This window comes from Aurantimonas aggregata (genome assembly GCF_010500835.1).
Classification (GTDB): Bacteria; Pseudomonadota; Alphaproteobacteria; order Rhizobiales; family Rhizobiaceae; genus Aurantimonas; species Aurantimonas aggregata.
Map to the genome: position 1 here is coordinate 1 of NZ_JAAAMJ010000028.1, position 12,279 is coordinate 12,279.

The 12,279-nt window shown below is 65.2% G+C and carries 9 protein-coding genes; 2 read left to right on the plus strand and 7 right to left on the minus strand.

Annotated features, from left to right (window positions below; all coding sequences use genetic code 11):
* Positions 1-173: 173 nt before the first annotated feature.
* The 3 genes from GTW51_RS20785 to GTW51_RS20795 form a co-directional block, all read right to left on the minus strand.
* A complete protein-coding gene (locus GTW51_RS20785) occupies positions 174-956 on the minus strand; it encodes an alpha/beta fold hydrolase (protein ID WP_163045965.1) in 783 nt (260 codons plus the stop codon).
* A 108-nt stretch (positions 957-1,064) separates the two neighbouring features.
* Positions 1,065-4,229 (minus strand): multidrug efflux RND transporter permease subunit, encoded by a 3,165-nt coding sequence (locus GTW51_RS20790; protein ID WP_163045966.1) that lies wholly within the window; start codon positions 4,227-4,229, stop codon positions 1,065-1,067.
* Positions 4,226-5,404 carry an efflux RND transporter periplasmic adaptor subunit gene (locus tag GTW51_RS20795; protein ID WP_163045967.1) on the minus strand — a complete coding sequence of 393 codons (1,179 nt, stop codon included), beginning with the start codon at positions 5,402-5,404 and terminating at the stop codon, positions 4,226-4,228. The genes GTW51_RS20790 and GTW51_RS20795 overlap by 4 nt, the downstream gene beginning before the upstream one ends.
* 482 nt (positions 5,405-5,886) lie before the next feature.
* On the opposite strand from GTW51_RS20795, the gene cueR reads away from it, so the two are divergent.
* A complete protein-coding gene (gene cueR / locus GTW51_RS20800; RefSeq protein ID WP_163045968.1) occupies positions 5,887-6,339 on the plus strand; it encodes a Cu(I)-responsive transcriptional regulator in 453 nt (150 codons plus the stop codon).
* Positions 6,340-6,528: 189 nt separating this feature from the next.
* On the opposite strand, the gene GTW51_RS20805 is transcribed toward cueR, so the two are convergent.
* The 4 genes from GTW51_RS20805 to GTW51_RS20820 all read right to left on the minus strand — a co-directional run bounded on the left by GTW51_RS20805 (position 6,529) and on the right by GTW51_RS20820 (position 11,657).
* Positions 6,529-7,560, minus strand: a complete 1,032-nt coding sequence (locus tag GTW51_RS20805) for a 2Fe-2S iron-sulfur cluster-binding protein (protein WP_163045969.1) — start codon at positions 7,558-7,560, stop codon at positions 6,529-6,531.
* Positions 7,553-8,851, minus strand: a complete 1,299-nt coding sequence (locus tag GTW51_RS20810) for an MFS transporter (protein ID WP_163045970.1) — start codon at positions 8,849-8,851, stop codon at positions 7,553-7,555. Before GTW51_RS20810 ends, GTW51_RS20805 begins: the two co-directional genes overlap by 8 nt.
* Positions 8,839-9,099, minus strand: coding sequence for a glutaredoxin family protein (locus GTW51_RS20815; protein ID WP_163045971.1), 261 nt, complete (start codon positions 9,097-9,099; stop codon positions 8,839-8,841). The genes GTW51_RS20810 and GTW51_RS20815 overlap by 13 nt, the downstream gene beginning before the upstream one ends.
* Before the next feature lie 71 nt (positions 9,100-9,170).
* The gene (locus GTW51_RS20820) at positions 9,171-11,657 is read right to left on the minus strand and encodes a heavy metal translocating P-type ATPase (protein WP_163045972.1); all 2,487 of its coding nucleotides are present in this window, start codon (positions 11,655-11,657) and stop codon (positions 9,171-9,173) included.
* A 244-nt stretch (positions 11,658-11,901) separates the two neighbouring features.
* On the opposite strand from GTW51_RS20820, the gene GTW51_RS20825 reads away from it, so the two are divergent.
* The gene (locus GTW51_RS20825) at positions 11,902-12,102 is read left to right on the plus strand and encodes a heavy-metal-associated domain-containing protein (RefSeq protein ID WP_163045973.1); all 201 of its coding nucleotides are present in this window, start codon (positions 11,902-11,904) and stop codon (positions 12,100-12,102) included.
* The last annotated feature ends 177 nt before the right edge of the window (positions 12,103-12,279 follow it).

Consider the following 12,279-nt stretch of genomic DNA (forward strand, 5'->3'; position numbering starts at 1 on the left):
TCAGAAACGGGCAGAAACGTCATGCGAACCCTTGGATCGCTCCAAGGACGGCGCCAGACTCGCGTCTCCGGATGATCCCCGCGGCAAAAACCACCGAAAGCGGAGGGTTCTTGCGGGTGTCCAGCTGCGATGTCAAGGTTTGGGCGTGGTCGCCTTCGAGGCTGCGGAAGGTATCACCTCTCGCGCAGTTCTTGGATCCCGGTGGTTCTCGACGTCGACAATCCTGAGCTGTCGCCTTTGCCGACTGCCGCTAGGTCGGGCTTGCGAACTCGAGACGGGCTTATCCATGATGCGATGATACTCGCGAGTTGGGTCGGTGTTTCGAGGGGGATCATATGCCCAACCCCCTCGATGACGACGAGTTCGGACTGGGGAATGCCGGCGTTCAGCTCCTGTGATTCAGTGACGCTGCGGACGCAATCGTCGGCGGATGCGATGATCAGCGTGGGGCACGCGATCTCGGCAATGCGATCCAGGTCGCCTTCACGGGGGTGAGCAGCCTGCCGCAAGAAGACATCACCGCCTAGGCGCTTGGCTATATCGCTTACGCGCGTGACAAGCGGGTCCTCTCGGCGCCGCGTGGCATGAAGCGTGGCCAAAACCGACAAGCGACCCAAGCCGGAGTAGCCTTTCGTTTCCACCCGCTCCACCGACCGCGCCTTGCGATCCACCTCCGCCGGCGTGTCTGGCCGACCGGAGGTTGCTATCAGGATGAGCGCCTGCACGCGATCTGGTGCCATCCGTGCGATCTCACGAGCGACATAGCCGCCCATGGAGAAGCCGATCAGGACGAAGCTCTCCGGGGCATCCGAGAGCACGCCTGACGCCATCGCGCCGATCGTGTCGTAGCGGGTAAGGTCGCCGTAAAAGAGCCTGTGCCGGTCACCCAGCGCATCCGCTAGATCGACCCAAAGCTCCGCGTCAAGCATGAAGCCGGGCAGCAGCAAGATGTTCAAACGGTCGCACTCCGGTAGACGGCCCTGCGGATCGCTGCGAGCTTCGTGAGCCACCGGTCGCTCATGACGTGCAATGAGTCGCAGGCGGAAACAGGCGGGTCGTCCTGGTCACCTAGCTACATCCACAGGGTGCATCCGATCATGATCCGCTCGTTCCTTCTGCTGACGGACGAGGACGTAAAGCACCGGCGTCAGCACCAGCCCGAACAGCGTTACACCAAGCATTCCGAACAGGACGGCGACGCCCATGGCCTGGCGCATCTCCGCCCCGGCCCCAGTTGCCAGCGCGAGGGGCACAACGCCGACGACGAAAGCGATCGACGTCATGAGGATAGGCCGTAGCCGGAGCTTTGCCGCCTCGAGAGCTGCCGCTATGGGATCAAGGCCCTCGTCCTCTCTTGTCTGGGCGAACTCCACGATTAGGATCGCGTTCTTCGCCGCCAGCCCGACCAGCACGATGAAGCCGATCTGAGTGAAGACGTTGTTGTCGCCGCCCGTCCACCAAACTCCCGCGACCGCGCTCAGAAGCGCCATCGGCGCAATCAGGAGCACCGCCAGCGGCAACGACCAGCTTCCGTACTGCGCCGCCAGGATAAGATAGGCGAGGAGAACGGCCAGGGGGAACACCCATAGCCCTGCATGGCCCGCAAGCTTCTCCTGCAAAGCAAGATCCGTCCACTCGAACCCCATGCCTTCAGGCAGCGTCTCCGCGGCGAGCCGCTCCATCGCCGCGACCGCCTCGCCCGAGCTGAACCCGGGCGCCGGGCCGCCGCTGACGTCGGCCGAGGGGTAGCCGTTGTAGCGAATGACCCGGTCGGGACCGGATCCCGCGCCGGCGGTGACGAGGGACGACAGCGGGACCATCCCACCACGCTCGTTTCGGACGTGGATGCGAGCGAGCGCGCCGGAGTCCATCCGATGCTCCGCGTCGGCCTGGATGTTGACGCGGTAGGTCCGGCCAAACTTGTTGAAGTCGTTCACGTAGAATGAGCCGAGATAGACCTGGAGCGCCTCGTAGACGGAAGCCACAGACACGCCCTGCGCCTTCGCCTTCTCGCGGTCGACATGGACGTCGATCTCCGGGGCGTTGATCTCGAAGCTGGTCATCAGCCCGGTTATGCCGGGGGTCTGCCCAGCCTTGGCCATCAGCTCCTGCGTCGCCGCGTAAAGCGCCTCGTAGCCCAATCCCGCCCGGTCCTCGACCAGCATCTTGAAGCCGCCGACCGCGCCGATCCCAGGAACGGGCGGCGGCGGAAAGAAGCCGACGAAGCCGTCGCGGACGGCTCCGAGCTTGCCTTGCAGCCGTCCCGCGATCGCGCCCGCCGCCATCTCCGGTTCGGCCCGCTCCTCGAACGGGTCGAGCATCGCGAACAGGACCGCGGCATTCGGCATGTTGACGAAGCCGTTGATGGACAGTCCGGGGAAGGCGACGACACTCTCCACACCGGGCTCCGAGAGCGCGATTTCGGACACCCGCCGCGCCACGTCCTCCGTCCGCTCGAGCGAGGCGCCGGGCGGGAGTTGAGCAATGCCGACGAGGAAGTACTTGTCCTGGATCGGCACGAAGCCCGTCGGCACGCTCGTGAACCCCACGTAGGCAAGGCCGACGAGTCCGCCGTAGACGATCAGCACGAGCGCGCTGGCGCGGATCGCCCGGCGCGTCACCCCGACATAGCCGTTCGAGGCCGCCTCGAAGCCCTGGTTAAAGATCTGGAAGAACCAACCGAAGAGACGGTCGATGATCCGGGTGAGGAGGTCGCGTCTGGCACCGTGCGGGCGCAGGAGGATCGCGGCAAGCGCAGGGCTGAGCGTCAGCGAGTTCACCGCGGACAGGATCGTTGAGATGGCGATTGTCAGCGCAAACTGGCTGTAGAACTGCCCCGTCAGGCCGGAGAGGAACGCCGTCGGTACGAATACCGCCGTTAGCACCGAAGTGATCGCGATGATCGGGCCTGTGACCTCGCTCATCGCCTTGCGCGCGGCTTCCTTCGGCGTCGAGCCGAGACTGAGGTGACGCTCGACGTTTTCCACCACCACGATCGCGTCGTCGACCACGATGCCGATCGAGAGCACCAAACCGAACAGCGAGAGCGTGTTGAGCGAGAAGCCGAGGAGGTGCATCACCGCCAAGGTGCCAATCAGCGACACTGGCACCGCGACGAGTGGGATCACAGAGGCCCGCCAGGTCTGGAGGAAGAGGACGACGACCAGCACCACGAGGAGGGTCGCCTCGAGGAGCGTCGCCACAACGTTCTCTATGGAGGCGCTCACGAATTGAGACGGATCGTAGGCGATCCGGTACTCGAGTCCGGCCGGGAACGTCTCCTGCAAGGCTGCCATCTTCGTGCGAACGGCGCTTGCAGTTTCTAGCGCGTTCCCGCCGGGGTTCTGGATGATCTGGATTGCGACGGCGGGCTTGCCGTCGAGTAGGCTTCGTAACGCGTACGCGTCGGCGCCGAGCTCCACGCGAGCGATGGAGCCGAGCCGCGTCACCTGTCCCTCCGCGCCGGTGCGAACGATAATGTTGCGGAACGCCTCCTCGTCGGCAAGGCGTCCGGCGGCGCTTACGGTGACCTGTAACGGCGAGCTGGAGTCTGGAGCTTGGCCAAGGGAGCCTCCGGCCACCTCCACGTTCTGCTCTCTAATCGCGGCGACCACGTCGCTCGGCGTGAGGCCGCGGGCAGCTACCTTGGTCGGATCTAGCCAGACGCGCATGCTGTACTCGCCCGCGCCCCAGACCAGCGCGTCGCCGACGCCGGCCAAGCGCCGCAGTTCGTCCCGGACCTGGAGATGAGCGAAGTTGGAAAGGTAGAGCGGGTCGTAGCGCCCCTCCGGCGACAGAAGGTGCACCACCATGAGGATGTCGGGCGACGTCATCTCCGTCACCACTCCGAGTCGCTGGACGATCTCCGGCAGCCGGGGGACGGCGCGCGACACGCGGTTCTGCACCTGGACCTGCGCGATGTCGGGGTCGACGCCCTGCTCGAAGGTGAGTGTCAGGGCAAGCCGCCCGTCAGTCGTTGCTTGAGACGACATGTAGAGCATGCCGTCGGTGCCGTTGACCTCTTGCTCGATGGGCACGGCCACGGTCTCGGCGATCACCTTGGGGCTTGCCCCCGGATAGGCCGCCCTGACCACGACGGTGGGCGGCGTAACGGCGGGATATTCGCTCAGGGGAAGCTGGAGGAGGCTCAAACCCCCTGCGATGAGGATCAGGAGGGACAGGACTGCCGCAACGATCGGGCGGTCGATGAAGAAGTGTGCGATTTTCACCGGTCCGTCCTTTTCTCGGCCCCGACCGATGCCACCGCATACGGCACGGGCACGACCTGCATTCCCGGCCGAGCCAGCCCCTTCATCATGATCTCCTCGCCGGGCTTCAGGCCTGCGGTGACGATCCGCATGTCGCCGACGGCTTGGCCGAGCTCGACTGCGCGGTATTCAAGCGTGTTCTTCTCCCCGAGGACGAGGACGAAGCGCTGGTCCTGGCTGGTACCGACGGCGCTCTCGTCCACGAGGACAGTCCGTTGCGGCTCCCCGAGGGAGATCTGCACGCGGGCAAAGAAGCCCGGCGCAAGGCGTCCGTCGGGGTTGGGTAGCGCTGCACGCGCCTTGACAGTCCCGGTGGTCGGGTCGACGCGGTTGTCGATAAAGTCCACCATACCCTCGTGGAGGATGCCTTCCTCGCCCATCAGGCCGACGGCGACCTTAAGGGCACCCCGTCCGGTCTCGGGAAGTGGCGACCTCCCCGCCAGGAACTTCAGGTACGTGCCCTCGTCGACGTCGAAGGAGACATGGATCGGATCGACCGAAGCGATCCGGGCGAGCGGAGTCGCGCTGCCGTCGCCGGCCGCGACGTAGTTGCCGCGCGTGAGGCTCGCCCGGCCGATACGCCCCGAAATCGGAGCGGCGATCTCGGTGAAGGACAGGTCGAGCTCAGCCGCCAGGACAGCCGCTCTCGCCGCTTCGGCCTGGGCGACAAGGGTCTCGCTTTCGGCCTGCGCCTCGTCGAATGCCTCGCGGGAGACGATGGCGCGCTCCACGAGCTGGGATGTCCGGCCGAGGGTCGCCTGGGCGGCCGCAAGCCGGGCCTGCGTCTCCGCAACCCGGGCCTTCGCCTGGGTGAGAGCGATCTCGTAGGGGCGTGGATCGATCCGGAACAGGAGATCGCCTTCCTCCACGAGCGCGCCATCCCGGAACGCCACCTCGTCGAGGGCTCCGGCGACCCGCGCCCGAAGCTCGACCGTCTCGCGCGCTTCGATCCGGCCTAGGAACTCGGCGGTCTCCGCGATCCTTCGGGTCTCGACCTGCGCTATCTCGACCTCCGGCGCGGGAGGTGCGGCCTGGGCCGTCGCTGGCGATGTCTTCTCGGGCAAAAAGTTCGGCGACATCGCCACGGCGATGGCCGCCACGCCCGCCGCAGCTAACGTTGAGAATGCTCTTGCCATGATCCGTACCTCACAAGATGGGCGCCTTCGAACGGTCGAGCGTGGCGTCATTTCAAAAAGGTGCGGCTTCCAATGATTGGAGGGTCAAGAGCCTGGCCGAAGATATTTCGGTATCCCTCAGCCGGGTGGGGTGATGAATTCATGTTCTGACGGACTTGGCCTAATGAGGTAATGCTGTAACAACATTGGACATTCAGGAGATCTCGAATTGAGATTCAGATATTAGGATATTTTTCCAATAAAATTGCGGATCCGAGGCATTGATACGACCGCATCCTCGCGGAGGAGGGGGTCCAATATTAGAAATTTGCCGCCTTAGTGATTGTCAATATTAGATTTTCTAGACACTTTCCGTCAATAACGCCCCACGCCATCAATCGGAGGCATTCGAGACTGATGCATCGCGACCCCCCTTGACTCTCCAATGATGGGAGGGTGCAGAAGAGATCCAGACCATCTCTGGACACGAATGGAGCCGTCCGATGAATATTGGCGAAGCCTCTACGGCAACAGGCGTCTCGGTGAAGATGCTGCGGTACTACGAAGAGATCGGTCTCGTCCGCCCGGCCCTGAGGGCCCATTCGGGCTACCGTGTCTACTCGGAGAAGAACATCGCGATGCTGCGCTTTGTGCGCCGGGCACGCGATCTTGGCTTCCAGGTTAAACAGATCGTCGCCCTCCTGGATCTTTGGCAGAATGGCAGCCGTGCCAGCGCCGATGTGAAGTCACTCGCGCTTGACCATGTCCGCGAACTTGAGCAGCGTCGCCGCGAGCTCGATGAGATGATCGGCACTCTCGTGCATCTTGCGGATCACTGCCACGGCGACGAGCGGCCCGATTGCCCGATTCTCACAGGCCTCAGCGCCCAGGACGAGACGCCGCCGAAGGCGATGAAAAAGAAGGCTCCGCGTCGGAGCTTCGCTGCCGTCGGCTGACGTCGACCGGACGACACGTTGGCAGGGCGCTAGCTCTCGGCAGCGCTTTCACTGATGCCGACGAAGAGGTCAGCATGATCGGCCTGAGCTAGAAGAGACCGCAGTTCGTGCCACCGACGGTACCATAAGGATGAAAAAGGCGGAGTGCCGAGACGATGCAGCCTCGCGACACTCCGCCTTTCCCGTGTTCTAGTCGGCTGCTGCAATCTCAACTGAGCGAGGCGCGGTCGTCGGCGTAAAGAACACGTCGGCGTGTAGATCTTCCCGCTGCAGACCCCGTGCGAGAACAACCTCGGTCAAGGCGTCGATCATGGCAGGCGGGCCGGCCGTGTAGCACTTCCATCCGTCAAAGGCCTGCAGGTCGGCGTGCACCACGGTGTGCAGGAAGCCCGTTCGCCGGTCGGTCGGTGCGGACGGAGCGGATAGGACGGGCGTCACGGTCATGTCGCCGTGCTGCGCGGCGAGCCTGGCCAGGCGATCGAGGCCGTAGAGGTCGCGCTCGTCTCGTCCACCGATATAGACACGGATCGGCTGCCGCATGCCCTGCGCGACGGCGCTCTCGAGGATCGAGAGGATGGGCGCGAGGCCCGACCCGCCTGCTACGGCGAGGATCGGCCCGGTGTGCCCCGCCCGAAGGTTCGCGGCGCCGCGCGGACCCGTCAGCCAAACCCGGTCGCCGGTCTGGAGGCGATCGTGGATGGCACCCGAGGTTCGCCCACCTGGAACGCGGCGGACATGAAACTCCACTACCTCCGCGCCCGGCGCGTTTGCCATAGAGTAATCGCGGGAGGTCTCACCGGGCAGTTCCAGTGTGGCGTACTGGCCGGGCGCGAATTGCAGCGGCGGGCTGCCGCCCTTCAGGCGCAGACGCAGGATATCATGTGTAAGTAGCTCTGTACCCACGACCTCGGCCTCAATCGAGCGGACCGGATGTCTTGCCGTGTCCTCATCCTCCAGCCACGCCACGCTCGCGCTTCCCTTGGGCACGGCGCGGCAGGCGAGGATCAGGCCTGCGTCCCGTTCCGCGGGGGTCAGCGCGAACCTTGAGTGGTCCAGGAGGTCGACATCGCCGCTGGCGCGGCGTGACTTGCAGATTCCGCAGCGGCCGGACTTGCAGCCGTGCGGGTAGTCTATCCCCTCGGCTAGAGCGGCTGACAGGATTGTTTCACCGTCCGGCACCCTGATGGTCCGGCCGATGTTGAGAAGGGTGACGTCAGGCATTCCGGGATACTCCGTTGCGGGAAAGATTGCAGGAAGGGGCACAGGTGACGATGCCGGCACCGCTGGCGGCGGCACAGACGCAGAGCGTTTCGGTGACGGAAGCAGCGGCAACGGAAGGGACGCGGCGCAGGACGGCAAACGAAATCGCCGCCGAAAGAAGCGGCGCGACGAAGGCAAGCGCCAGCGCCGGACCCACTCCGACTTCGGCCTGCAGGGCGCCGATGCCGAAATACATGAGGCCAGCAAGTGCCGAGCCAAGCCCGAAGACCATCCCGGAGGCCGTCGCGCCCGAGTGTGGCGCGAGATCCTGCGCCGCGACTACCAGGATCGGCGTGGCGGCATAGCTAAGCGCGCCAGCCGCGCCGAGCACGATGGCATAGCCTGTCTCATCCGGCGCCAACCACAACAGCGCGAGGAAGGCCGGAACGCTGCCGGTCAGGACGGCAGCCAGCAACCGCGTTCGGGAAAACCTGGCTGCGAGAAGACCGACGCCGATGCCGCCGATTGCTGCGGCCAGCGAAAATGTGGTGAGGGTGCCTGCGATTGCGGGGTGCGTGTCCGGCAGGCCGTGGCGCTCCATCAGGAACAGGGGAAGCCCGTTGAGGACAGCTATCGCGGGAAGAAAAGCGAAAGCGGCGGCCAGCGTCACCAGACCAACCGGACCGAAGACGAGCCTCCAGTCAAAGCGCGCTTTCGTCGACGCGGGGCGGGAGGTGCTTTCGAGCGGAACGAGCGCCATGATCGTCGCCGCGGCAACAATGCCGGGCAGAACAAGGACGAGGGGCAGCGCGGGCCCCGCATGGTGGCGTGCAACTGCCAGCAGCGTCGGGCCTGCTGCATAGCCGAGCATGCCGCCGGCGGCAAAAAGAGCGACCGCCAGTTCCGGCCTGGAAGTGCCTTGGCGCACCAGCATGGAACCTGCGGGATGGATCGCCGCCGAGCCGAAACCAGCCACCGCGACTAGGGCAAAGAGGAGCGGCACGCTCGGCACCAAGGCCAGAAGGCTGAGCAGCACTGCGCTGAAGAGCACGCTTACGGCGGTGACGTACGCCTCGCCGAACCGGTCCGAGAGCTTCCCGAGGAAGGGGCCGGGAAGTGAGGCCGACAGTGCGAAGATCGCGACCAGGCCCGCGAGTGTCGTCCCGTCCAGCCCGAGCTGGAGATGGAACATCGGTAGCAGCGCGGGAAGGAAGGCGGTGTAGGCGTCGTTGACCACATGGCCCAACGTGCCAAGGACAAGGGGCGTGCGTGCGCTACGGGGCCGCGGCGGAGCAAGGGTCAGATTGGCCATATCCCGACCTCCCTCAGACGTGCCTCGATCCGGGGCTTCTGGTCCGCAAAGGTGCCGTAGGCGAACCAGTCGCCGATCACGGTAATTGGGGCGACGCGCACGCCGTAACGGCGCTTGGCCTCGTCCATGACTCCCAGATCGGTGAGGTCGCGTTCGGCATAGGCAATGCCGATCCGGCCCAGCCAGGCCTTGAGGTTGCCGCAATCGGGGCAGGTCGGCGTGGAATAGACGGTGACGGTGATAGTCATGGCGGATTTCCTTGGTGGGGTTTGTGCAGGAAGCAGACGGCGTCCCCGGTCGATCCGGGGACGCAATGTGCTCAGGTTGCGACACGAGCGGGTTCGGCCATCGGCGCGGCGAACCGGCGGAGGCGGAGCGCGTTGCCGAGAACGAAGACCGACGACAGCGCCATCGCCCCAGCCGCGAAGACGGGCGAGAGCAGGATGCCCGAGACCGGCCAGAGCGCGCCTGCGGCGACCGGAATCAGCGCAGCGTTGTAGGCGAAGGCCCAGAAGAGATTCTGCCGGATGTTGCGCATCGTCGCCCGGCTGAGCGCGATGGCGTTCGGCACCCCCTTCAGGCTCCCTGACATCAGCACCACGTCCGCCGCTTCAATCGCGACGTCCGTTCCGGTGCCGATCGCAAGGCCGACATCGGCTTCGGCCAGCGCCGGGGCGTCGTTGATGCCGTCGCCGACGAAGGCCACCGGGCCAAGCGCCTTCAGACGCTTGATAGCCGCGACCTTGCCGTCCGGCAGGACTTCGGCCACCACTTCGTCGATCCCGAGCTGCCGCGCTATGGCCTCCGCTGTGCGCCGGTTGTCCCCGGTGATCATTGCGACCTTCAGGCCGAGATCATGAAGCGCGCGGATCGCCTCCGGCGTCGTGGCCTTGACAGGGTCCGCCACGGCGATGATCGCACCGAGGCGGCCGCCGATCGCAGTGTAGAGTGGCGATTTGCCTTCGTCGGCAAGCCGCGCGGCAGTTTCGGCAAACGCTCCAACGTCATGGCCGAGTTGTGCCATGTAACGATCTGCGCCGATCTCAACCCGGATGCCGCCAACCTGTGCGGTCACGCCGAAGCCCGTTATGCTCTCGAACGACCTGACCGCTGGCAAGACCAGCCCTTCGGCCTCAGCCGCCTTTAAGATTGCACGGGCGATCGGATGCTCTGATTTCGCTTCGACAGCGGCGATCCGCGACAGCACGTCGGCGCGATCGAACCCCTCGGCGAGGACGAGATCGGTCAGCGTCGGCTTCCCCTCGGTCAGCGTGCCAGTCTTGTCCAGCGCGACCACGCGGGCGTTCTGCAGACCCTGCAGCGCGTCGCCCTTGCGGAAGAGGACGCCCAGCTCGGCCCCGCGCCCGGTGCCCACCATGATCGACGTGGGCGTGGCAAGACCCATGGCACAGGGGCAGGCGATGATCAGGACCGCGACCGCGTTCACGAGGCCAAACGTGAGCGCCGGATCGGGTCCGAAGAAGAACCACACGCCGAAAGTCAGCGCGGCGAGCGTCATGACCGCGGGCACGAACCACATGGTGATCTTGTCGACAAGGCCCTGGATCGGCAGCTTCGAGCCCTGCGCTTCTTCGACCATGCGAATGATCTGCGCGAGCATCGTGTTGCCGCCGACGGCCGTGGCGCGGAAGGCGAAGGCGCCGGTCTGGTTGACCGTGCCGCCCGTGACCACGGCGCCCGCGTACTTGGCGACGGGCAGCGGTTCGCCGGTAATCATCGACTCGTCGATCCAGCTCTCGCCCTCAATCACCTCGCCGTCGACCGGGAGGCGGTCGCCCGGGCGCACCTCGACAATGTCGCCAGGAGCGACGTCGGAGACCTCGACCTCGGCGATGCTTCCCCCGCGCCGGACCCGGGCGGTCTTGGCCTGCAGGCCTACGAGCCGCTTGATCGCTTCGGAGGTGCGGCCCTTGGCACGGGCCTCGAGTACCCTGCCAAGCAGGATCAGGGTCACAATAACTGCGGCGGCCTCGTAGTAGACGTTCACCGTACCGGCCGGCAGCAGCACGGGCGCGAAGGTAGCGACCAGCGAATAGGCATAAGCTGCCAGCGTGCCGACGGCGACTAGGCTGTTCATGTCCGGCGCGCCGCGCAGCAGCGCCGGGATGCCCTTGCGGTAGAAGCGGATGCCCGGGAACGCAAGCACAAGCGAGGTCAGAGCGAACTGGATCAGCCAGCTCGCAGACATGCCGATGGTCGATGCGATTAGATGATGCACGCCCGGAATGACGTGGCTACCCATCTCGATGAGGAAGACCGGCAGGGTAAGACCCGCCGAGATTGCGAGATCGCGGGATAGGACGCGGCGCTCGTCTTCCTTTTGCGCCTCCGCCTCGGCATTTGCGGCGCCGCTCCGATTCACCGGGCGTGCTTCGTAGCCGACGCCCGCGACCGCTTCGATCAGCATGGCGACTTCGACGCTGCCTTTCACGGTGGCGCGCTCGGTGGCGAGGTTCACAGTGGCCTCAATGACACCCGGCACGGCGTGCAGGGCGCGCTCCACCCGGCCGACGCAGGAGGCACAGGTCATGCCGTCGATGGCGAGTTCGATGGTGGACGCAGTCACCGTGTAGCCCGCATCCTTGATCGCCCGGATCAACTCGGCACGATCGACGGGTCCGGCCAGGCGGACGTCTGCGCGCTCGGTGGCGAGGTTGACGCTGGCATCGAGGACGCCGGGGACGATCCTCAGGGCGCGTTCGACGCGCCCCACGCAGGAGGCGCAGGTCATACCCTCGATCGGGAGGGAAACGGTTTCCCTGGTGAAATTGGCTGGCGCATTCATGGCTGAGTCCCTTCGGATCCGTGGTGATGCGCCAGGAAATGGGGTCTCCCATGATGGGAGGGTCAAGCGATGTTTTTTCCTCCGTGTGAGTTGTCATGGTGCTGCTTCACGCGTGCGCGTTCACAAACTGTCGCCATGAAATTTCGGGCGAAGCGCTCCCTAAAAATTCCGCGTATCCTCCCTTGACCCTCCAATGCTGGGATCCCCCACGTCTCTCCTCGCCAGACAAACAAAGGAGACAAACATGCAATTCCACATTGAGAACATGACCTGCTTCGGCTGCGCCCGGAGCGTGACGAAGGCGATCCAGTCGGTAGACGAGAGTGCGGTGATCAATGCCGACCCCGAGAACCGCAAGGTCGATGTCGAAACCTCGGCCACGCGTGCCGAGATTGAGACCGTTCTCGCCGAGGCGGGCTACCCCGCTACGCGCGAAGCGGCCTGACGGGGGTCGGCGATGCCACGCCTTTCCATTGCATTTTTGGGCGCCGCATCGATCGCCACAGCGGTGCTGACCATCATCCAGGGGCAGGCGGTGGGGACCACATCAGCTCCGCCGAAACCGGCCGCTAATTCAGTTTCCGAAGTCACGCCCTCTGGTGCCGCACATTCGGGACACTGA